The following is a 22,393-nucleotide window of genomic DNA, read 5'->3' as shown; positions in this document are numbered from 1 at the left end:
CAGTCCACGAACGGTGCGAGGGCTGTCTCGCAGTCGGCGATGACCTGCGCGAAAACGGGGGAGGAGTCCAGCAGGCCCACGGCCATGCCGACCCACTGCGACCCCTGCCCGGGGAACACGAACACGGCTCGGGAAGAGGACACGCCGTTCTCACCGTCGACCTCGCGAGAGGCGAGCGCGTCGAGACCGGCGAGGAGCCCGTCCCTCCCCTCGGCGCCGGGGACCATGGCCCGGGACTCGAAGGCGGACCGCTTGGCGGCCAGGGAGAAGGCCACATCGGCCGGGCGGAGCTCGGGCCGTGCCCGTACGTACTCCGCCAGCCGGCCCGCGGCCTCGGCGAGCGCGTCGGCCGACCGCGCCGACACCATCCACGGCAGACCGGCCCCGGGACGCTCGGGCGCGACCTCGGCGACCGGCTCGGCCGCCGGGGCCTCGGCGAGGATGACGTGGGCGTTGGTGCCGCTGATGCCGAAGGACGAGACACCGGCACGCCGGGCCCGGTCCTCGACGGCGGGCCACGGGCGCGGCTCGGTCAGCACTCGTACGCCGCCGGACTCCCAGTCCACCAGCTCGCTGGGCTTGCTCACGTTCAGGGAGGCGGGCAGCTCACCGTGCTGCAGGGCCATGACCATCTTGATGACCCCGCCGACACCGGCGGCGGCCTGCGCGTGCCCCAGGTTGGACTTGAGCGAGCCCAGCATGAGGGGCTGACCGCCGTCCCGCGCACTGCCGTACGTGGCGAGCAGTGCCTGCGCCTCGATGGGGTCACCGAGGACCGTGCCCGTGCCGTGGGCCTCGACCGCGTCGACACCGGAGAACGACACCCCGGCGTCCTGGACGGCGGCCCGGATGACCCGCTCCTGCGCCGGACCGCTGGGCGCGGTCAGTCCGTTGGACGCGCCGTCCTGGTTGACGGCCGTACCGGCGACGACGGCCAGGACGTCATGTCCGAGCCGTCGGGCGTCGGAGAGCCGCTCGACGACGAGTACACCGACGCCCTCGGCCCACGCCGTACCGTCCGCGTCCGCGGAGAAGGACTTGCAGCGGCCGTCGGCCGCGAGCCCGCGCTGACGCGAGAACTCGACGAAGATGCCGGGCGTCGACATGACCGTCACACCGCCCGCGAGGGCGAGCGAGCACTCGCCGGACCGCAGGGCCTGTACGGCGAGATGCAGCGCGACGAGCGACGACGAGCACGCCGTGTCCACCGTCAGCGCGGGTCCCTGCAGGCCCAGGGTGTACGCCACCCGGCCCGAGGCCACGCTGGACGTCGTGCCCGTCAGACCGAACCCGGCGGAACCCGCCGCCGCCTCGCCGAGCCGCGGACCGTACTCCTGGGCGATCGCGCCGAGGAACACGCCCGTCGACGTGCCGTGCAGCGTTCCGGGGGCGATTCCCGCCCGCTCCAGGGCCTCCCACGACACTTCGAGGAGCAGCCGCTGCTGCGGGTCCATCGCCAGCGCCTCACGGGGAGCGATCCCGAAGAACGCGGGGTCGAACTCGGCGGCGCCGCTGAGGAATCCACCGTCGCGCACATAGGACGTGCCGGAGTGGTCCGGGTCGGGGTGGTAGAGACCGTCGAGGTCCCATCCGCGGTCGGTGGGGAGTCCGGAGATCACATCGCGCTGCTGGGCGACGACCTGCCACAGCGCCTCGGGGGAGTCCACCCCGCCCGGGAAGCGGCAGCCCATGCCGACGATCACGATCGGATCGTTGGCGCCGGCCTCCAGCTCACGGACCCGCTGGCGGGACTGGTGGAGGTCGACGGTGAGGCGCTTGAGGTATTCGACGAGTTTGTCGTTGTCCGGTGTTGTCATGGCGATGATGCCCCCGTAGGCGTCGTGAAGCTGTGCGTGTGCGCGGTCCGGGCACGGCACGCCCCCGGGATGTGCCAGGGACGTGCCGCGCGCGGAGGACAGGACGAGCGGACCGGGATCCGCGGGTCCGTGTGGTGCGCGGGTGGAGTTGTGGTCGGAGTGGGGTTCGGGTCAGAGTTCGGAGTCGATGAACGCGAGGAGTTCATCGACCGAGGCCGACTCGACCCGGGCGGCCAGATCCTTGTCGTCGGCCTGGGTCCGCTGAGCCGGGACGCGGGCCGCCAGGGATTGGAGCCGTTGGACGATCTCGTCCCTGACGGCGTCCTGGGTGTCGTCCGGCAGTTCGGCCAGCGCCGCTTCGAGGCCGTCGAGTTCGACCAGACCGGGTACGGCCTTCGGGTCGCCGGAGGCGGCGGATTCCGCCTCGGCCGGGGCCAGTTCGGTGTGCAGATGGGCCACGACCGCGCTCGGCGTGGGGTAGTTGAAGAGGAAGGTGGCGGGCAGCCGCAGATCGGCACTGGTCTGCAGCCTGTTGCGGAGCTCCACGAGCGTCAGCGAGTCGCAGCCCAGGTCCTTGAAGGACCGGTCGGCGGGAATGCCGGACGCGGAGGAGCGGCCGAGCACGGCGGCGGTCTGCACTCGAACGAGGTCGAGGAGAAGTTCCTCCCGCTCGGCCGCGCCCAGCGCGGCGAGCCGGTCGCGCAGCGTCGCGGTCGTCGGGGCCGCGGCGGTGGCAGCCGCCTGGACCGGTCGCGGTGCGGCCGGTGCCAGGTCCCGCAGCACGGTGGGCAGTTGGGTGCCCAGCGTGCCGAGGGTGGCACGGTCGAGCGGAGCGGGGACGAGCGCGGCGGTGTCCATGCGCAGTGCCGCGTCGAGCAGGGCCAGGCCCTCCGTCCGGTCGATGGGCGCGAGGCCGGTGCGGGCGAGCCGCCCCCGGTCGGCCTCGGACAGGGACCCCGCCATTCCGGCGGCGCCCGGTCGTCCCGCGGTGTCCGCCCACATGCCCCAGGCCAGGGAGAGCGCGGGGAGGCGCTGTGCCCTGCGGTGCTGGGCCAGGGCGTCGAGGTAGGCGTTGGCCGCGGCGTAGTTGCCCTGGCCGGCGCCACCGATGACGCCCATGACGGAGGAGAAGAGGACGAAGGCCGCGAGGTCGTGGTCCGCGGTCAGCTCGTGCAGATTGCGGGCCGCGGCGGCCTTGGGGGCGAGCACCGTGTCGAGGCGCTCCGGGGTGAGCGCGGTGATCACACCGTCGTCGAGCACTCCGGCGGCGTGGACGACGGCGGTGAGCCGTACGCCGGTGAGCAGCCGTGCGAGCGCGTCGCGGTCGGCGGTGTCACAGGCGGCGAGCGTCACCTGCGCGCCCAGCTGCCCGAGTTCGGCCGCCAGTTCCTGGGCGTCCGGTGCGTCGGGGCCCCGGCGGCTGACGAGGAGCAGACGGCGGGCGCCGTGCTCCGTGACCAGGTGCCGCGAGACGAGCCCGCCCAGGGCGCCGGTGGCGCCGGTGACCAGGACCGTGCCGTCCGGGTCGAGGGCCGCCGGCAGGGTGAGGACCACCTTGCCGATGTGCCGGGCCTGGCTGACGTGACGGAACGCCTCCGGTGCCCGGCGTACGTCCCAGGTGCTCAGCGGCAGCGGAGTGAGCGCCCCCGAGGACAGCAACCGCAGGACGTCCGTGAGGAGTTCGGCGATCCGTTCCGTCGGCTCCTGCAGCAGGTCGAAGAAGCCGTAGTCCACCCCGGGGTGGTCGGCGGCGACCTGTTCCGGGTCGCGCAGATCGGTCTTGCCCATCTCCACGAAGCGGCCGCCGTTCGGCAGCAGCCTCAGGGAGGCGTCGATGAACTCACCGGCGAGCGAGTTCAGTACGACGTCCATACCGCGGTCCTCGGTGGCCGCGCGGAACGCGGACTCGAAGTCCAGGGTGCGGGACGACGCCAGGTTCGCGCCGTCCAGGCCGAGGGGACGCAGGGCGTCCCACTTGCCGGGGCCCGCCGTGCCGTACACCTCCGCCCCGAGATGCCGGGCCAGCTGGACGGCGGCCATCCCGACACCGCCGGCGGCGGCGTGGATCAGGACGCGCTCGCCCTCGGCCAGGCCGGCGAGGTCGACCAGGGCGTGGTAGGCGGTGAGGAACACGATGGGCGCGGACGCCGCCTGGGCGAAGGTCCAGTCGACGGGCATGACCGCGACCCGCCGGTGGTCGGCGACGACCACGGGGCCGAACGCCCCGGAGAACAGGCCCATGACCCGGTCGCCGACGTCGAGACCGGTGACACCGGGCCCGACCTCGGTGACCACGCCGGCCCCTTCGAGGCCGAGCAGCCCGGGGTCGCCGGGGTAGAGGCCGAGGGTGTTCAGGACGTCGCGGAAGTTGACGCCCGCGGCGCGCACGGCGATGCGTACCTCGCCGTCGGCCAGCGGGGCCAGGGCCTCCGGGCAGGGTTCGAGCGCCAGGTGGTCCAGGGTGCCGCGGTCGCGGACCCCCAGCCGCCAGGCGGTGGCCCCGGCCGGCGGGACCAGGGCGCCGTCGGCCGTCGCCCGGCCGAGCATCGGTACCAGCAACTCGGCTCCACGTACAGCGAGTTGGTGCTCCGCGCCGATCAGCGGCAGCGCGGTGCGGCAGTCGGCCGCCGACTCCACGTCGAGGAGTCCGACGCGCCCGGGGTTCTCGGTCTGCGCCGAGCGGGCCAGACCCCATACGGCGGCGAGGCCGGGGTCCACGTCGGCGTCCGCCGCCGTGGCCACGGCGGCCCGGGTGACGAGCACCAGCCGGGAGCCGGCGAGCCGGTCGTCGGCCAGCCACTCCTGGAGCAGGGCGAGCGCACGGTGCACGGCGGTCCGGGAGCCGGCCCCCCACCCGTCGGCGCGCTCCCCGGAGCCGGTGACGTCACCGGGGTCCCCGAGGTCCGCGAGCGGTGCGAAGACCACCGTGGGGGCGGGAAGCCCCGCGTCGAGGGCCCGGCCCAGGGCCGCGAGATCGGCGTACGGCGCACCGACGCCCAGGTCGGCGGTGCCGAGCGAGGCGGCCGACGGCGACGGTTCCCGGTCCACGGTGGTCGGGATCCAGTCCAGCCGGTGGAGGGACCGCGGGACGGCCACCTCGTCGCTCACCGGGCGCAGGACCAGCTCCTCGACCTCGGCGACCACCGCGCGGGACTCGTCGAGCAGGGTCAGCGACACCGCGTCCGGACCGGTGGGGGCGATGACCACGCGGGCGGTGCGGGCGCCGGGCTGACGGACGGTCACACCGTGCCAGGAGAAGGGCAGCAGACGGCGGTTGCCGTCGTCCAGCGCCGTCATGACGATCGGGTGCAGGGCCGCGTCGAGCAGGGCCGGGTGCAGCCCGTACGAGGCGGCGTCGGTGACCGACGGCGGCAGGGCGACCTCGGCGACGAGGTCCGCGCCGTGCCGCCACGTGGCCCGCAGGCCCTGGAAGACGGGCCCGTAGGCGTACCCCGCGGTGGCCAGCTCGTCGTAGCAGCCGTCGACGGCCAGCGGCTCGCCGCCGGTGGCGGGCAGGCCCGCCGCGGCCGAGGGGGCTCCGTCGTGCGCGGCGAGGGCTCCGGTGGCGTGCAGCGTCCATGGCTCGACGGCGCCGTCCGGCGTCTCGGTGCGGGCGTGCACGGTCAGCGCCCGCTGCCCGTCGTCGCCGGGTGCGGCCACGACGACCTGCACCTCGGTGCGGCCCTCCTCGGGGATCACCAGCGGGGCGATCAGGGTGAGTTCGGCGACCCGCGGCGTACCGGTCTCCGAGCCCGCGCGGGCGGCGAGTTCGAGGAAGGCGGTGCCGGGCAGCAGGACCGAACCGAGGACGGCGTGGTCGGCGAGCCAGGGGTGGGTACGGCGGCCGAGCCGCGCGGTCAGGACGACCTGCCCGGATTCGGCGAGCTCGACGGCGGGGCCGAGCAGCGGGTGACCGGCCGCTCCTTCGGTGCCGCGCGCCGTCAGCCAGTACCGCTCCCGCTGGAAGGCGTACGTGGGCAGTCCGGGTGTCGGTCCCGGGCCGAACACGGCGTCCCAGTCCGGTCCCCGGCCGCGGACGTGCAGGGCGCCGAGCGCGGCGGCCAGGGTGCGGTGCTCGGACCTGCCGCGCCGCAGCACGGGGACGAACGCCAGCGCGTCGTCGTCGAGGCAGTCCTGACCGAGCGCCGACAGCACACCGTCCGGGCCGAGTTCGAGGAAGGTCCGCATCCCGAGCCCGTGGAGCGCCGCCAGACCGTCGGACATCCGCACTTCCCTGCGCACCTGCCGCACCCAGTAGTCGGCGGTGACCTCGACGGGTCCGCCGGTGACGGTGGACACCATGGGGATGCGCGGCTCCGCGTACGTGACGCCCGCGGTCACGGCCGCGAACGCGTCGAGCATCCCGTCCATGCGGTGCGAGTGGAAGGCGTGACTGACGACGAGCCGGCGGGTCTTGCGGCCGGAGGCGGCGAACGCCTCGGCGACCTGCTCGACGGCCTCGACATCACCGGAGACGACGACGGCCATCGGGCCGTTGACGGCGGCGACGCTCACCTCGTGCTCGCGGCCTTCGAGGAGCGGGAGTACCTCCTCCTGCGACGCCTGGACGGCCAGCATCGCGCCACCGGCCGGCAGGGCCTGCATGAGCCGGCCGCGCGCGGTGACCAGGGCGCAGGCGTCCGGCAGGGTGAGGATCCCGGCGACATGGGCGGCGGCGAACTCGCCGATGGAGTGGCCGAGTACGGCGTCCGGCGCCAGGCCCTGGTGTTCGAGCAGCCGGAACAGCGCCACCTGGAGCGCGAAGAGGGCGCACTGGGTGTTCTCGGTCCGGTTGAGCGCCTCGGCGTCCTCGAACATCACCTCGCGGATCGGCGGGGTACCGGGCACGGAGCCGCGGCAGGCGTCGAGTTCGGCGCACACCGCGTCGAGGGCTGCGGCGAAGACCGGCTCGCCCTCGTACAACTCGCGGCCCATGCCCACGCGTTGGCTGCCCTGCCCGGTGAAGAGGTAGGCGAGACCGTCGTCGGGGCGGGTCGTGCCGAGCGTCAGCGCGGAGTGCGGCTCGCCGCGGCCGAGCGCGGCCAGCGCCGCGACGGCCTCGGAGCGGTCCTCGGCGGTGACGGCCGCGCGGTGGTCGAGCGCGGTACGGGTGGTGGCCAGGGCGCGGCCGAGGTCACGGTCGGACACCTCGCCGGAGGCGTCCAGGGCGTCGACGAGTGCGGTGGCCTGGGCGCGCAGCGCCGCCTCGGTACGGCCGGACAGCACCCACAGGGGCGCGGAGCCGTCGTTCCCGGAGCCCGCTCCGGACGCGACCGGCTCGGGCGCGGGGGCCTCGGCGAGGATGACGTGGGCGTTGGTGCCGCTGATGCCGAAGGACGAGACACCGGCACGGCGGGCCCGGTCCTCGACGGCGGGCCACGGGCGGGGCTCGGTGAGGACCTCGACGCCGCCGGACTGCCAGTCGACGAGCGCGCTCGGCCTGCTCACGTTGAGCGAGGCGGGCAGCTCACCGTGCTGCAGGGCCATGACCATCTTGATGACGCCGCCGACGCCGGCGGCGGCCTGCGCGTGTCCGAGGTTGGACTTGAGGGACCCGAGCATGAGGGGCCGGTCGTCTTCGCGTTCGCTGCCGTAGGTGGCGAGGAGGGCCTGTGCCTCGATGGGGTCGCCGAGGACGGTGCCGGTGCCGTGGGCCTCGACGGCGTCGACTCCGGAGAAGGTGACTCCCGCGTCGGCCACGGCGGCGCGGATGACCCGTTCCTGGGCGGGGCCGCTGGGTGCGGTGAGTCCGTTGGACGCGCCGTCCTGGTTGACGGCGGTACCGGCGACGACGGCGAGGACGTCGTGTCCGAGCCGTCGGGCGTCGGAGAGCCGCTCGACGACGAGCACACCGACGCCCTCGGCCCACGCCGTACCGTCCGCGTCCGCGGAGAAGGACTTGCAGCGGCCGTCGGCCGCGAGCCCGCGCTGACGCGAGAACTCGACGAAGATGCCGGGCGTCGACATGACCGTCACACCGCCCGCGAGGGCGAGCGAGCACTCGCCGGACCGCAGGGCACGGACGGCCAGGTGCAGCGCGACGAGCGACGACGAGCACGCCGTGTCGACCGTGAGAGCGGGTCCCTGCAGGCCGAGCGTGTAGGCGACCCGGCCCGAGGCCACGCTCGACGTGGTGCCCGTGAGACCGAACCCTGCGGCACCCGCACCCGCCTCGCCGAGCCGCGGACCGTATTCCTGGGCCATCACACCGGCGAACACGCCGGCCTGGGTGCCGCGCAGGGAGTCCGGGGCGATTCCGGCCCGCTCCAGGGCCTCCCAGCACGTTTCGAGGAAGGCGCGCTGCTGCGGATCCATCGCCAGCGCCTCACGCGGCGAGATGCCGAACAGCTCGGCGTCGAACTCCGCCGCGTTCTCCAGGAAGCCACCGTTGCGCACATAGGTGGTGCCCACATGGGCGGGGTCGGGGTGGTAGAGGCCGTCGAGGTCCCAGCCCCGGTCCGCGGGGAAGCCCGAGATGACGTCACGCTGCTCGGCGACGACCTGCCACAGCGCCTCGGGGGAGTCCACCCCGCCCGGGAAACGGCAGCCCATGCCGACGATCACGATCGGATCGTCGTCCTGGCCGGCCCGGTCCTCGGGGGCCGCCGCGTCCTGCTGCCCTTCGGCCAGCACCGCGGCCAGGGCGGCGGGACTGGGGTGGTCGTACACCACGGTCGTGGGCAGCCTGCGCCCGGTGGCGGCGACGAGCCGGTTGCGCAGCTCGACGACCATCACCGAGTCGATGCCCAGCTCCTTGAACGTCCGCCGCGGCTCGATCTCGGCGGCGGAGTCGTAGCGGAGCACGGCGGCGGTGTGCGCCCGCACCAGCTCCAGGGCGGCCGGGCCGGTCAGCGAGCGGGTCGCCTCGGCGTCCTGTGCGTCCTCGGTGTCGTCCGGGACCACCGGAGCCCGGACGGAAGCCGCCGGCGCCGGGGCGGTGCCCGCCGACAGCGGCGCGCGGGCGGTGTCGGACGGCCCGGCGATCCAGTGGCGCCGCCGCTGGAAGGCGTACGTCGGCAGCTCGGCGCGCGTGCCGCCGGAGGGCAGGACCGCGGACCAGTCCACGTCCGCGCCGTGGCAGAAGGCCTCGCCGAACGCGAGCAGCAGCCGCTGCGGGCCGCCCTCGTCGCGGCGCAGGGTGCCCAGGGCGGCGACGGGCAGGTCCGCGGCCTCCGCGGTCTGCTGGACGGCGAGCGCGAGCACGGGGTGCGGGCTCATCTCGATGAACAGCTCGTGGCCCGCGTCGAGCAGCGCGCGTACGGCGGGCTCGAACCGCACGGGCTCCCGCAGGTTGCGGTACCAGTAGTCGACGTCCAGCTCGGAGCCGTCGAGCGCCGTGGCGGTCACGGTCGAGAGCAGCGGCACGGTTCCGGTGCGCGGTGCGATTCCGGCCAGCTCCGCCGGCAGCGTGTCGCGTACGGCGTCGACGTGCGGGCTGTGCGAGGCGTACGCGACCGGCACACGGCGGGTACGGACGTCCTCGCCGTAGTGGGCGGCCAGCGCGTCCAGGGCGGCCCCGTCACCGGCGACCACGGTCATGCCGGGCGAGTTGACGGCGGCCACGCTCAACCCGGGGTACGCCGCGAGGTCTTCGCGCACCCGGTCGGCGGGCAGCGACACGGTGAGCATGCCGCCACCGCGTCCGGCCAGCGCGCCGAGCGCGGCGCTTCGTACGGCGACGAGCCGGGCCGCGTCGTCCAGGGAGAGGGCGCCGCTGACGGTGGCGGCGGCGATCTCGCCCTGCGAGTGGCCGACGACCGCGGCCGGTTCGACACCCGCCGCGCGCCACAGTGCGGCCAGACCGACCATCACGGCCCACAGCGCGGGCTGCACGACGTCGTCACGGTCAAGGGCCGGGGCGCCGGGGCGGCCGCGCAGCACATCGGTCAGCGACCAGTCGCGGTACGGGCGCAGCGCGCGCTCGCACTCCTCGACGACCCGGGCGAAGACGGGGGCGCTGTCGAGGAGTTCGGCGGCCATGCCGGCCCACTGCGAACCCTGGCCGGGGAAGACGAACACGGCCTCGCGAACGGCCTGGTGGCTGCTGCCCTCGACCGCGCCCCGGTGGACGCCCGCGTCGGCGACCGCGTCCAGGGCGCCCAGCAGGTCGTTCCGGTCGGCGCCGACCAGGACGGCCCGGTGGCTGAAGGCGGTCCGGTCGTGCGCGAGGGCCCGGGCGATCTCGGCGGCACCGCATTCCTGGTGCGTGGTGAGGAATTCGCGTAGGCGGGCCGCCTGGGCGCGCAGCGCCTTGTCGCCGCGCCCGGAGATCACCCAGGCGAGGGATTCGGAACCTTCCGAATCGTCCCGATGACGCGGCTGATGCGGCGTGATCTCGGCGGCCGACACGGTGTTCTCCGGCCATGATCCGAGCACCAGGTGGCAGTTGGTCCCGCCCATTCCGACCGATGTCACACCGGCGACGAGAGGACCGTCGGGATTCGGCCACGGTCCGGTTTCGGTGGCGGCGGAGATACGGAGATCGGCGAAAGGAATCTGTGGATTCGGGGTCTCGTAGTTCAGGGTCGGTACGAGTTCCCGTTGGGCGAGGCAGAGAATGGTCTTGACAAGCCCCGCGATGCCCGAAGCGCCTTCGAGATGGCCGATGTTCGTCTTGACGGATCCGAGCCTGAGGGGATTCTCCGGAGAGCGGGAGGAGGCGAAAACAGCGCCCAGAGCAGATGCTTCGATGGGGTCGCCGACCCGGGTGCCCGATCCGTGTATTTCTACGTACTGTGCTTGTTCCAGCGGTATTCGCGCATTGTCCCAGGCATCGCGTATGACGCGTTCCTGGGCTTTTCCGTTCGGGGTGGGAAGGGTGTCGCTCGCACCGTCGCTGCCGACGGCCCCGCCGTGCAGCACACAGTGGATGCGGTCCCCGTCGGCCAGGGCCCGGCTGAGGAGCTTCAGCGTCACCACACCGCCGCCCTCGCCCCGGACGTAGCCGTTCGCCCGGGCGTCGAGTGCGTAACATCGCCCGTCGGGCGAGAGGCTGCCGAAGGCGGCCAGGGCGTGGGTGCTCTCCGGCGCGAGGTTGAGGTTGACGCCGCCGGCGAGGGCCACGACGGACTCGCCGCGGCGCAGGCTCTCGCAGGCCAGATGCACCGCGACCAGCGCGGATGACTGCGCCGTGTCGACCACCATGCTGGGGCCCCGGAGCCCGAGGACGTACGAGACCCGGTTGGCGATGATGCCCCGGTGCAGCCCCGTCACGGTGTGCGCGGAGGTCGCGTCGGGGCCGGCCGCGTGCGTGACGGCCGTGTAGTCGTCGGCGATCGCGCCCATGAAGACACCGGTGGCGGTGTCGGCGAGGGTGGCCGGAACGATGCCGGAGTCCTCGAGCGCCTCCCAGGCGAGTTCGAGGACGAGTCGCTGCTGCGGGTCCATCGCGGCTGCTTCACGCGGGGAAATACCGAAGAACTCGGCATCGAAGGTGTCGACCCTGGGCAGAAAGCCACCGGGGCGCGGCGACCCGTCGGCCATGGAGGCAAGGTGTGCGCGATCGGCGGGCGGCGCGGCTATGGCGTCGCGGCCGTTCCTGAGAAGGTCCCAGAATTCGGCGGGGTTCGCCCCGCCGGGAAAGCGGCAGGAAAGCCCGACGACGGCGACGGTCCGGTCGTCGATCCCGCTCGGTAACTGCTGCGACGATCCATCCTGGACCGACGGTTCCCGCTTTTCCGCCGCACCGCCTGAAGGGCTTCGTACCGCGCTGTCTGATGGCGTTGCTGCCGCCTGAATTTGGGCATGGCGGATCATGATGTTCCTGCTCCCCCCGTGAAGCACGATCAACGGCGCGGCCGACTCGGCGGCCCAGCCTGACTCAATCTCAATTTGGACCCTAGCATCGAGTCGGCGCTCCGTAAACCAATGGCCAGGGCGCGGGAGTTGGTCCAAGAATCAAATTGCCGGTAATCGGGGGGACCGGCGTCGAGGACTCGTCTCGCGTAACCGCTCAGTTAACCACGCGGAAACAGCGCGTACTTGTGCAGGACGCGCTTTTCCGCCGCGGAAGGCGTATGCCGCCAGAGAGCGGCCGGCCCTGCGACAGCCCACGCCTTCCGGCCCGGCGGCCTCGCCCAGGTCGGTCGACAAGGGCGAGAATCAGCCGGGCCGGAAGTCCGGAAAGCCTGGGTCCGCGACCGCGGGGAAGCCGACGGGCCGGGCGGGTGCGGGGCACGCGGTCCACGGTCGGGCCGTGGACCGGTCACCGGGAAGCGGCCGGGATGTTTCTGTCGGCCGCCGGCTCGCCCGCGGCCTTCGCCGCCGGGTCCGCCTTGGTGAGCGTGCAGACGCCGTCCACGCACTGGCGCTCCAGCCGGCCGCGCGAGATCGTCTGCGCCAGGCCGACCATCCAGCAGGTGGGGCAGCCGCGGAAGGCGATCAGAGCCAGCGGGGCCGCGAGCAGGGTGGCCGGACCGGCGACGGGCACCATGGCGATCGAGCCGATGATCAGCCCGAAGCCGATGACGCCGCGCGCCAGGTGGCGCGGGACGGACTTGCTGGCGAAGTTCATGTCGTTCGCCGGGGCCTTCGTGGTGACCCGGATCTGGTCGCCCTGTGCGGGCTTCACGATGTTCACGGTCGTGACTCTCCTCCGACGGGGTGGTCGATGGCTCGATCAAGCCGCCTGGTCGGTGGCCTGTTCGGGTGCTTGGTCGATCGCTTCCAGTGACTGACGTACCGTCGCGCGTGCTCGGTGCAGCCGGGACTTCATCGCGGCGTTGCTCAGACCGAGGGAATGAGCGACGGTCCTGCCGGGCAGACCCTGGACGTCCCGCATGATCAGGACCTGCCGCTGGTCGCGGGGCAGCGCGCCGACCGCGGCCGCGATCCGCTCCACCTCCAGCCTGTGCAGCACCGCTTCCTCGGCGGACGGCTCAGTGGACGCCTCCGGCTCGGTCGGCGGCTCGTCGTTGCGATGGACGAGAAACCGCACCTGCCGGAGGCATTCGTTGCGCACGATCCGGAACATCCATGAGGCGAGCGCACCGGTGGCCCGCAGGGTGCCGATCTTCCGGTAGAGGATGATCAGCGCCTCCTGCGCGGCGTCCTCGGCGTCCTGGGGCGAGGCGCACAGCGACTTGGCGAACTTGCGCACATGCGGCTGCGATTCCATGACGACGGTGGTGAGCGACGTGACGTCGCCGTCCTGGGCAGCCTTGATCAGCCGCTCGTCCGGCCAGGAGAAACGTTGGTTCATGTGCTACTCATACCCGGCGAGTGCCCCGCGCGCAGGCACTCGTCAGCTTCGGCTCTTGTTGTAGCGCCGCATGAGGTGCCAGCTGCACGCGCCCACGAGCAGGACTCCGATGACTACGAGGGCCGTGACCATTGTGTTCCTCCTGTTGTTCCGCCGGCCCGTTCGGCCGGTACACACATAAGAGACGGCGACCCCCCAAGAGGATTCAGCTGCGGCCGAAGTTTTTTTGCCGCGCACCGCTCGGGGGCCGTCCAGGAGGTGCGGCACCGGCCCCCGGCGTGTGCGTCGTCCCAGGTCGGAGCCTGTGCCGGGAGTCTTCAGGGCGACTACCAGGAGGACTTGGTGACGCCGGGAAGGAAGCCGGCGTGCGCCTGCTGCCGGGTGCGGACGCGGGAGAGTCCGAACCTGCGCAGGTAGCCGCGGGGCCGGCCGTCGACGCTGTCGCGGTTGCGGACCCGGGTGGCGCTGGCGTCGCGCGGCTGCCGGTCCCGTTCCTCCCGGGCGGCCAGGCGCTGCTCCGGGGTCGACGACGGGCGGCGGATGATCTCCGTCAGCTCGGCCCGCCTGGCGGCGTGGCGCTCGACGATCACCTTGCGCCTCTCGTTCCGCGCGATCTTGCTCCGCTTCGCCATCAGACCTTCCCCCCGCGCGCCCGGATCCGGGCCACGGCCGCCTCGATGCCGATCGAGTCCACCGTCCTGATCGCCCGGGCGCTCAGCGTCAGCCGGACGGTGCGGCCCTCGCTGGGCAGCCAGTAGCGCTTGTGCTGGATGTTCGGGTCGAAGCGCCGCGAGGTGCGCCGGTGGGAGTGGGAGATCGAGTTGCCGAAGCCCGGCTTGGCGCCGGTCAGCTGGCAGTGGGCGGACATGGGTGGTACCTGCCTCTCTCCGGGGCCGTCGTCGGCCCGCTTATTGGAAATGAAAACCGTTGCCATATACTAGCCTCATGGCACGCAACGAACTCCGCCCCGTCATCAAGCTGCGCTCCACCGCGGGCACCGGCTTCACCTACGTCACCCGCAAGAACCGGCGGAACGACCCCGACCGGCTGGTGCTGCGCAAGTACGACCCGATGGCCCGCCGCCACGTCGACTTCCGCGAAGAGCGCTGAGCACGCCCTGCCGCGCAGAAGCGACTGAGCACCCCCTGCCGCACTGAAGAAAGGTCCTGCCATGAAGCCCGGCATCCACCCCGCCTACGGCCCCGTCGTCTTCCGCGACACCGCCTCCGGCTCCGCGTTCCTCACGCGCTCCACCGTCACCAGCGAGAAGACGATCGAGTGGGAGGACGGGCGGACGTACCCGGTCGTCGACGTCGAGATCTCCTCGGTGAGCCACCCCTTCTACACGGGCACCGCCCGTGTGATGGACACCGCCGGACGCGTCGAGCGCTTCGAGCGCCGCTACGGGGCCCGCTGATGGCGCCGGATTCCCGGCTGCCCGTCGTGATCGTCGCCGGGATCCACTCGGACGCCCGCAAGGAGGTCGTCGACCGTCTCCTGCGGACCGTCCCCGGCAGCGTCGCCCTCCACCACGACCTGACGGCCGCGCCGGACGGCACGGTGCGCCGCCTCGTCCGCGACGCGGGCGGGCTCCTGTCCGAGGACAGGACGCCCCTCGTCAACGACTGCGCGTGCTGCGCGCTGCGCGAGGACCTCGTACCGGAGCTGGAGCGGCTGGCCGGCGCGGGCCGGACCCGGCTCGCCGTGGTCGAACTGTGGGACTCCGTCGAGCCGAAGGCGATGGCCGAGGTCGTCGCAGCCCACGCCGGCGACGGCCTCACCCTCGGCAACGTGATCACGGCGGTGGACCCGGCTCTGGTGCTGCCGTACCTCGGCAATGGCGACGACCTCGCCGAAGCCGGCCTGGCCGCCGCCCCCACCGACCGGCGCACCGTCGGCGACACCTTCGCCCGTCAGCTGGAGTACCCGCCGGTCCTCGCCCTCGTGGGCACGGAGGAGGCCGACGAGGAGGACCACGCGCTGCTCACCCAGCTGCACCCCACCGCCCGCCGGGTGGCGGCGGGCTCGGGTGATCTGGCGGTGGCCGCCTTCGCCGGCTTCGACGTCGAGGCCGCCGCCGCGGCGCAGCACCCCGCGTGCGCGCTGCTGCCGCAGGACGCCGACGACGCCGGTGTCACGACACTCGTCTGGCACCGCCGGCGTCCCTTCCACCCCGAGCGCCTGTACGCGGCGCTGGAGGACCTGTGCTGCGCCGCCGCGCGCAGCCGCGGCCGGTTCTGGCTGGCCGACCGCCCCGACACCCTGCTGGCCTGGGACGCCGCGGGCGGTGCGCTGTGCGTCGAGAGCGCCGGCCCGTGGCTCGTCTCCCTGCCGGACGCCGCCTGGGAGTTGGTCCCGCCGATGCGCCGGGCCGCAGCCGCCCTGGACTGGGACCCCGAGCACGGCGACCGCTGCCAGCACCTCGTCTTCACCTCGCCGGGGCTCGACCGCGAAGGACTGCAACGGCTCCTCGACTCCTGCCTGCTCACGGACGAGGAGTACGCGTCCGGGCCGGACGGCTGGAGGCGCCTGCCCGCCGCCTTCGATGCCCTCCTCGACGCCGCCTGACCCACGAACCACCCGATCCGGAAGGACAACCCGCATGGCCCGCCGCCAGGAACCCCGCACGCCTCCGAAGTCCCGCCCCAACCCGCTGGACGCCGCCAAGATCACGTACATCGACTACAAGGACACCGACCTGCTGCGGAAGTTCATCTCGGACCGCGGCAAGATCCGCAGCCGGCGCGTCACCCGGGTCACCGCCCAGCAGCAGCGGCAGCTCGCCGCCGCCATCAAGAACGCCCGTGAGATGGCACTGCTGCCGTACGTCAGCCGGTGAGATCCGATCGACGAGCCGCGCCCCCACCGTCCCGATGACGGCGGGCGCGGCTCGGTGCGTGGGAGGCAGACAGGGCCCGTCACCTCCGGATACCGGGCCCGCGGGAGACCGGCCGCGGCGCGGGTGCGTGTTCTCACCCGTTCGCTCCGCCCTGCCTGGCCGGAACCGCGCGGACGGGATTGGCTGAGCGTACACCGCGAGGAGGCACCCGTGCCCGACGACGAGAATCAGAACGAGCTGGCCGCGCTGCGCGCGCGGGTCGCCGCGCTGGAGGGGGAGGCGGCCGCCCGGCCCGCTCCTCGCCATCGTGGCCGCTCCTTCCTGGCCGCCGTGCTCATCGTGATCGGATGCCTCCTCGTTCCGCTCGGCATCGTCGCCGCCTGGACCTCCGACATCGTCGGCGACACCGACCGGTACGTCTCCACGGTCGCCCCGCTCGCCTCCGACGCGGACGTGCAGGCGGCGGTCGCCAACCGGGTCACCGGTGCGGTGATGGAGCACATCGACCTGGAGGACCTCCTGGAGGGGGTCGCCCCCGAACAGCGCCCGCTGCTCGCCAAGGCCCTGGGGAAGCTCGGCGGCTCCCTGGAGAGCGCGGTCCGCAGCTTCGTCCACGACAAGGCGCAGGACGTCGTCGCGTCGGACGCCTTCGAGACGGTCTGGACCGATGCCAACCGGGCCGTCCACACCTCGGTCGTCCGCGCCCTGACGGGCAGTGGCGACGGAGCCGTACAGATCAAGAACGACACCGTCACGGTCGACCTCGCGCCCGTGATCGACCGGGTCAAGGAACGGCTCGTCGACTCGGGACTCACCGTGGCCGGCAAGATCCCGGAGATCCACACCGACTTCACGGTCGTCAAGTCCGACGACATCGGCAAGGTCAAGACCGGCTTCCGCCTGCTTCAGGTGATGGGGCTGTGGCTGCCGGTGCTCGCGGTGCTGCTGGTGGTCGCGGGAGTCCTGCTGTCCACCCATCGCCGTCGCACCGTGATCGCCTCGGCGATCGGTGTCGCCGTCGCGGCCCTCGTCCTCGGCATCGCGCTGACCGTGTTCCGTACGGTCTACCTCAACGCCCTGCCCGACACCGTCTCCCAGCCCGCCGCCGGGTCCGTCTACGACGCCCTGATCCACTTCCTGCGCACCACGGTCCGCATGGTGGTGACCCTCGGCCTGGTGGTCGCCCTCGCTGCCTGGCTCACCGGCCCCAGTCGCCCCGCCGTCGTCACCCGCCGCATGTGGAACTCCGGCATCGACGCGACCCGTACCGCCGCGGACCGGGCCGGTCTGCGGACGGGCCCGGTCGGCCCCTTCGTCCGCCGGTACCGGACCTGGATCACCTGGATCCTGGTGGCCCTCGCCGTTCTCGTGTACGTCCTGTGGGACCACCCCACCGCCTGGGTGGTCGTCGGTCTCGCGCTGGCTCTGCTGTTCGTCTTCGCGGTGGTCGGGTTCCTCGGGGCGAGGCCCGCGGACGCCGACGAGGAAGCGTCCGTCCGGACCTAGGGCGGGCGGATGCCCGGAGGAGCCCGGATGGCGCGCTGGGCGGCACGATGGCGGCATCTGCGCGCGAGCGCGGAGGAGCGGCTGCCCGTCCTGACCGAGATCGCGAGCCGCCTGCTGGGCGGGAACCTGCTGGACGCGGGGACCCGGCTCGCGGCTCAGGCCTTCCTGGCGGCCGTACCGCTGCTGTTCGCCGTCGCGGCGTTCGCCCCGGCCTCCGTACGTGACCAGCTGCGGGATTCCCTGCGTGCCATGTTCGGGCTGACCGGACGCTCCGACGTCGAGCTGGAGCAGGTCCTGGGCGGCTCCACCGACGAAGAGCTGCGGGAGGCTACCGGTGCCGTCGGTCTGGTCATCGCGCTGGCCTCCGCCACCAGCTTCAGCCGGGCCATGGCGAGGGTCTGCGAGCGGGCCTGGGCCCTGCCCAAGGCAAAGACCCGGGTCGCGGCCTGGCGGTGGGTGGTGTGGCTGCTCGCGCTGTTCCTGGTGGTCCTCGTACAGGGTCCGGTGCGGGACGGCTTCGGCGCGGGCCTGTGGGTCGGGGTGCCGGTCTTCTTCCTCGTGAGCGTGGGCATCTGGATGTGGACACAGCACCTGCTGCTCGCCAAGCGCGTTCCGTGGCTGCCGCTGCTCCCCGGCGCGATCCTGGCGGCCGCGGCGACGAGCGCCCTGGCCCTGACGGCCCGGGTGTACATGCCCACCGCGCTCAACAGGGCGCTGGGGGAGTACGGATCCCTCGGCCTCGTCCTCACGATGCTGTCCTGGCTGATCGTCGTGTGCGCGGGGATCACCTTCGCGTTCACCATCGGAGCGGTACTGGCCCAGGAGCCGCCCCTGAGCCACTACCTCGGGCCGAGGACAGAGGCGCCGGGCGGGACGGCGGACGGGGGCGCGACCCCCTCGGCGGAGCCGGGCCGCTGAGCCGCGCGCGGATCAGCGCTGTGCGCGGCGCCGGGCGATCAGCAGGCCGAGGACGATGCCCACGAGAAGGGTGACGGTGAGGACGATCCACAGCGGGAGGGTGACCGTCGGGATCCAGAGCCTGACGGTGATCGAACCGGTGTTGGCCGCGATGAACCAGATGGCCAGGGCGGCGAGAATCACGAAACCGATGGTGCGCACACGCATGTCCCGTCCCTTGACCGTCAAGGTCGAGGGCTCATGCGGCTTCCCTGCGGTTTTCTGGCGCATAGGTCCCATTATCGACCGACAGGGCCGTCCGGTCGATCGGGCCACACGTATGACCTGCTCAACCCCCTCGGAGCGGGCTATAGGCTGAACCGCTCCAGAGCCAGAAGTCGGGTGGGGTGGGGAATGCCGAAGCACCGGTTGTCCAGAAGAGGTCGTCACATCGCGTGGGCGGCGACGGGCGTCGCCGTCGTGGCCGGCGCCGGGATCGCGGCGCAGACCTCGATGGCGGCACCGGCATGGCCGGCGCAGAAGACCTACACGGGCCGGGCGTTCGACGCCTGCACGGCGCCCTCGCTCACCGCCATGAAGGCGTGGAAGAAGGACGCGTACTACGGCGGCGTCGCGGTCTACATCGGCGGGAGGAACCGCGGCTGCGCCCAGCCCAACCTGACGAGGTCCTGGGTGAAGTCGGTGGACACCCTCGGCTGGCGCGTCGTCCCGCTCTACGTCGGGGCCCAGCCGCCCTGCCAGAAGAGCGGGAACAAGGAGCGGTTCACCGCGGCCTCGGCCGCCTCGGTCGGGGTGAGCAACGCCAACGACGCGGTCGCCAAGGCGTCGGCGCTCGGCATGAAGGCCGGCAGCCCGATCTACCTCAACATGGAGTCGTACGACATCGCCGACAAGGCGTGCAACGACGCCACCCTGACCTACGTGCGCTCCTTCACCAAGACCCTGCGCGCCAAGACCTACCGCGCCGGCCTCTACGGCTTCAGCGGCTCCGGCGCCAAGGCGATCGCCACCGCCAAGAACCGCACGGACCTGCCGGGAAACCTCTGGTACGCCCTGTGGAACGGCCAGGAGACCACCACCAAGGACTGGCCCTGGGACCCGAAGCTGTACACCGACCACAGCCGCGGCCACCAGTACAAGGCCAACAGCAGGGAGACCCGCGGCGGCCACACCATCACCGTCGACCGCAACGCCTGGGACGCCCCGGTCGCCATCATCGGCTGACCGGGCCGGACCGGCACAGCCGGGCCCCCGGTCGAAGGAGCCGCCGCGAGAGATGAGAGGGTCTAGCGGGTGAGCGAGACATCACCGAACACCCTGCAATACCGCGTCGACGGGCACGAAGAGGCTCCCGTGCTCGTCCTGGGCCCCTCACTGGGCACCACATGGCACATGTGGGACCGGCAGATACCGGAGCTCACCCGGGACTGGCGGGTCGTCCGTTTCGACCTCCCCGGGCACGGCGGGGCGCCCGCAGAGCCCTTCACCTCCGTCGCCGAACTCGGTGACCGGCTCCTCGCCACCCTCGACGCGATCGGCGTCCAGCGCTTCGGGTACGCGGGCTGTTCCCTCGGCGGCGCCGTCGGCCTCGATCTGGCCCTGCGCGCGCCCCACCGGGTCGCCTCCCTCGCCCTGGTCGCCACCTCGCCCCGGTTCGGCAGCGCCGACGAGTTCCGCCAGCGCGGTGTCATCGTGCGCGCCAACGGCCTGGAGCCGATGGCCCGCACCGCCCCCGAGCAGTGGTTCACCTCGGTGTTCGCCGGCGCGCAGCCCGCGATCGTGGACTGGGCCGTGCAGATGGTCCGGACGACCGACCCCGCCTGCTACATCGCCGCCTGCGAGGCCCTCGCCGTCTTCGACGTGCGGGAGGCCCTCGACCGGATCGCCATCCCGGCCCTCGTCCTCGTCGGCTCGGAGGACCAGGTCACCGGCCCCGCCGAGGCCCGCACCCTGGTGGCGGGGATCGCCGACGCCCGGCTCGCCGTCGTCCCCGGCGCCTCGCACCTGGCGCCCGTCGAGCAGCCCGCCGCCGTCACCGACCTGCTCATCGAGCACTTCGCCGGTACGGCCCCGGACACCAGCGGCACCCTGACCGTGCCGCCGCTGCCCGCCGCCCCGGTGCCCGCCGCCGAGCCGGTCCCGGACGCCGAGCCCGCCGAGGCCGGCCGCCCCGACCCGTACGAGAAGGGGCTCGGGCTGCGGCGCGAGGTCCTCGGCGACGCCCATGTGGACCAGGCCCTCTCCGACGACGCCGACGGTGCCTTCCAGGACCTCGTCACCCGGTACGCCTGGGGCGAGGTCTGGAGCCGGGACGGTCTCGACCGGCGCACCCGGAGCGTCGTCACCCTCACGGCCCTCATCGCCGGAGGCCACCGGGAGGCCCTCGCCGACCACACCCGCGCGGCCCTCCGCAACGGCCTGTCCGCCGAGGAGCTCCGCGAGATCGTGCTCCACGCGGGCGTGTACTGCGGCTTCCCGGCCGCCGAGACCGCGCTGCGGGTGATCGCCAGGGTCGTCGCGGAGGAGACGACGCCCCCGGCGTAGCCTGGCCCCGTGAAGCTGACGAAGAAGTCCCACGCGTGCGTGCGGCTGGAGAAGGACGGGCGGACGCTCGTCCTCGACCCCGGCATGTTCACCGAGGAGGACGCGGTCCTCGGGGCCGACGCCCTGCTCGTGACCCACGAGCACCCCGACCACTTCGACGAGGGCCGCCTGCGCGCCGCCCTGGAGGCCAACCCGGCCGCCGAGATCTGGACGCTGCGCAGCGTCGCCGACCAGCTCTCGGCGGCCTTCCCCGGCCGCGTGCACACCGTCGGGCACGGCGACACGTTCACCGCCGCCGGGTTCGACGTCCAGGTGCACGGCGAGCTGCACGCCGTGATCCACCCCGACATCCCGCGCATCACCAACGTCGGATACCTCGTCGACGGCGGCGCGGTCTTCCACCCCGGCGACGCGCTCACCGTGCCCGACCACCCCGTGGACACGCTGCTGCTCCCCGTCATGGCCCCGTGGAACAAGATCTCCGAGGTCATCGACTACGTGCGCGAGGTCGGGCCGCGCCGCGCGTACGACATCCACGACGCCCTGCTCACGGACCTCGCCCGGCCCATCTACGACCGCCAGATCGGCGCGCTCGGCGGCACCGACCACCAGCGGCTCGCCCCCGGCGCCTCGGCCGAGCTCTGAGCCCGTCCGCCGGGCCCCCGGGGCCGCTCCAGCCCGGCACGGCGTCGATTGTCGGACCCCGCACGTAGGCTTGCGCCCATGCGCATCGCCACCTGGAACGTCAATTCGATCACCGCCCGGCTGCCCCGACTCCTCGCCTGGCTGGAGAGCAGCGGCACGGACGTGCTGTGCATCCAGGAGACCAAGTGCACCGCCGAGCAGTTCCCCACCGAGGAGCTGCGCGCCCTCGGGTACGAGTCCGTGGTCAACGCCACGGGCCGGTGGAACGGCGTGGCCCTGGTCTCCCGAGTCGGCCTCGCGGACGTGGTCACGGGTCTGCCCGGCGGCCCGGAGTACGACGGGGCCGAGGAGCCGCGGGCGATCTCCGCGACCTGCGGCCCGGTCCGCGTCTGGTCGGTGTACGTGCCGAACGGCCGGGAGGTCGAGCACGAGCACTACGCCTACAAGCTGCGCTGGCTGGAGGCCCTGAAGGCGGCCGTCGCCGAGGACGCGGCGGGGGACCGGCCCTTCGCGGTCCTCGGCGACTACAACATCGCGCCGACCGACGACGACGTCTGGGACCGGTCGGCCTTCGAGGGCCTGACGCATGTGACGGAGCCCGAGCGGGCCGCGCTCGCCGGCCTCCGCGAGACCGGTCTGGCCGACGTGGTCCCGCGCCCCCTCAAGTACGACCACCCGTTCACGTACTGGGACTACCGCCAGCTCTGCTTCCCGAAGAACCGGGGCATGCGCATCGACCTGGTCTACGGCAACAAGCCCTTCGCCGAGGCCGTCACGGACGGCTACGTGGACCGTGAGGAGCGAAAGGGCAAGGGCGCCTCGGACCACGCGCCCGTCGTGGTCGACCTCGACGTGTAGCGGACGGGGTACGCACCCGGCGGTGGAACGATCTCCGCGCGCCGGGTGGTCGACCGGGAGGTGACG

The 22,393-nt window shown here is 73.0% G+C and carries 17 protein-coding genes; 10 read left to right on the top strand and 7 right to left on the bottom strand.

Annotation, left to right across the window (positions count from 1 at the left end):
• The 6 genes from ACIP8Z_RS13000 to rpmB form a co-directional block, all read right to left on the bottom strand.
• Window positions 1–1,817: type I polyketide synthase (locus ACIP8Z_RS13000; RefSeq protein WP_402082316.1), on the bottom strand; the 1,817-nt coding region annotated here is incomplete at its 3' end.
• Window positions 1,818–1,988: 171 nt separating this feature from the next.
• Window positions 1,989–11,573: a type I polyketide synthase gene (locus tag ACIP8Z_RS12995; RefSeq protein WP_402082313.1), complete on the bottom strand. Its 9,585-nt coding sequence runs from the start codon at window positions 11,571–11,573 to the stop codon at window positions 1,989–1,991.
• 448 nt (window positions 11,574–12,021) lie between these two features.
• Complete coding sequence (locus tag ACIP8Z_RS12990; protein ID WP_383857141.1) at window positions 12,022–12,396, bottom strand: hypothetical protein; 375 nt, start codon at window positions 12,394–12,396, stop codon at window positions 12,022–12,024.
• A gap of 39 nt (window positions 12,397–12,435) precedes the next feature.
• Window positions 12,436–13,017 (bottom strand): RNA polymerase sigma factor, encoded by a 582-nt coding sequence (locus ACIP8Z_RS12985; protein WP_402082310.1) that lies wholly within the window; start codon window positions 13,015–13,017, stop codon window positions 12,436–12,438.
• Between the two features lie 326 nt (window positions 13,018–13,343).
• Window positions 13,344–13,649: a 30S ribosomal protein S14 gene (gene rpsN / locus ACIP8Z_RS12980; protein ID WP_402082307.1), complete on the bottom strand. Its 306-nt coding sequence runs from the start codon at window positions 13,647–13,649 to the stop codon at window positions 13,344–13,346.
• Window positions 13,649–13,885 (bottom strand): 50S ribosomal protein L28, encoded by a 237-nt coding sequence (gene rpmB, locus ACIP8Z_RS12975; protein ID WP_402082305.1) that lies wholly within the window; start codon window positions 13,883–13,885, stop codon window positions 13,649–13,651. Before rpmB ends, rpsN begins: the two co-directional genes overlap by 1 nt.
• A 77-nt stretch (window positions 13,886–13,962) precedes the next feature.
• On the opposite strand from rpmB, the gene rpmG reads away from it, so the two are divergent.
• The 6 genes from rpmG (at window position 13,963) to ACIP8Z_RS12945 (ending at window position 18,280) form a co-directional block, all read left to right on the top strand.
• A complete protein-coding gene (gene rpmG / locus ACIP8Z_RS12970; protein WP_209497550.1) occupies window positions 13,963–14,127 on the top strand; it encodes a 50S ribosomal protein L33 in 165 nt (54 codons plus the stop codon).
• Between the two features lie 61 nt (window positions 14,128–14,188).
• Complete coding sequence (locus ACIP8Z_RS12965; protein ID WP_383857153.1) at window positions 14,189–14,434, top strand: type B 50S ribosomal protein L31; 246 nt, start codon at window positions 14,189–14,191, stop codon at window positions 14,432–14,434.
• Window positions 14,434–15,585: a CobW family GTP-binding protein gene (locus tag ACIP8Z_RS12960; RefSeq protein WP_402082303.1), complete on the top strand. Its 1,152-nt coding sequence runs from the start codon at window positions 14,434–14,436 to the stop codon at window positions 15,583–15,585. The genes ACIP8Z_RS12965 and ACIP8Z_RS12960 overlap by 1 nt, the downstream gene beginning before the upstream one ends.
• A 34-nt stretch (window positions 15,586–15,619) precedes the next feature.
• The gene (gene rpsR, locus ACIP8Z_RS12955) at window positions 15,620–15,856 is read left to right on the top strand and encodes a 30S ribosomal protein S18 (protein WP_402082300.1); all 237 of its coding nucleotides are present in this window, start codon (window positions 15,620–15,622) and stop codon (window positions 15,854–15,856) included.
• Between the two features lie 210 nt (window positions 15,857–16,066).
• Complete coding sequence (locus tag ACIP8Z_RS12950) at window positions 16,067–17,362, top strand: hypothetical protein (protein WP_402082297.1); 1,296 nt, start codon at window positions 16,067–16,069, stop codon at window positions 17,360–17,362.
• Window positions 17,363–17,389: 27 nt separating this feature from the next.
• On the top strand, window positions 17,390–18,280 hold the full coding sequence (locus tag ACIP8Z_RS12945; protein WP_402082295.1) for a YhjD/YihY/BrkB family envelope integrity protein: 891 nt from the start codon (window positions 17,390–17,392) through the stop codon (window positions 18,278–18,280).
• 12 nt (window positions 18,281–18,292) lie between these two features.
• Here ACIP8Z_RS12945 and ACIP8Z_RS12940 read toward each other — a convergent pair whose 3' ends face one another.
• Window positions 18,293–18,487 carry a lipopolysaccharide assembly protein LapA domain-containing protein gene (locus tag ACIP8Z_RS12940; RefSeq protein WP_245234595.1) on the bottom strand — a complete coding sequence of 65 codons (195 nt, stop codon included), beginning with the start codon at window positions 18,485–18,487 and terminating at the stop codon, window positions 18,293–18,295.
• Window positions 18,488–18,673: 186 nt separating this feature from the next.
• Here ACIP8Z_RS12940 and ACIP8Z_RS12935 point away from each other — a divergent pair, with 186 nt between their 5' ends.
• From ACIP8Z_RS12935 to ACIP8Z_RS12920, 4 genes are all read left to right on the top strand, one after another.
• Window positions 18,674–19,504: a glycoside hydrolase domain-containing protein gene (locus tag ACIP8Z_RS12935; protein WP_402082292.1), complete on the top strand. Its 831-nt coding sequence runs from the start codon at window positions 18,674–18,676 to the stop codon at window positions 19,502–19,504.
• A 69-nt stretch (window positions 19,505–19,573) separates the two neighbouring features.
• The gene (locus ACIP8Z_RS12930) at window positions 19,574–20,824 is read left to right on the top strand and encodes an alpha/beta fold hydrolase (protein WP_402082289.1); all 1,251 of its coding nucleotides are present in this window, start codon (window positions 19,574–19,576) and stop codon (window positions 20,822–20,824) included.
• Window positions 20,825–20,833: 9 nt separating this feature from the next.
• Window positions 20,834–21,469 carry an MBL fold metallo-hydrolase gene (locus tag ACIP8Z_RS12925; protein ID WP_402082287.1) on the top strand — a complete coding sequence of 212 codons (636 nt, stop codon included), beginning with the start codon at window positions 20,834–20,836 and terminating at the stop codon, window positions 21,467–21,469.
• A 78-nt stretch (window positions 21,470–21,547) separates the two neighbouring features.
• Window positions 21,548–22,327, top strand: a complete 780-nt coding sequence (locus ACIP8Z_RS12920; protein WP_402082284.1) for an exodeoxyribonuclease III — start codon at window positions 21,548–21,550, stop codon at window positions 22,325–22,327.
• The last annotated feature ends 66 nt before the right edge of the window (window positions 22,328–22,393 follow it).

The sequence above is a fragment of the Streptomyces sp. NPDC088553 genome (assembly GCF_044752965.1).
In the GTDB taxonomy this organism is placed as follows: Bacteria; Actinomycetota; Actinomycetes; order Streptomycetales; family Streptomycetaceae; genus Streptomyces.
This window is presented reverse-complemented; position numbering and strand designations above follow the sequence as displayed.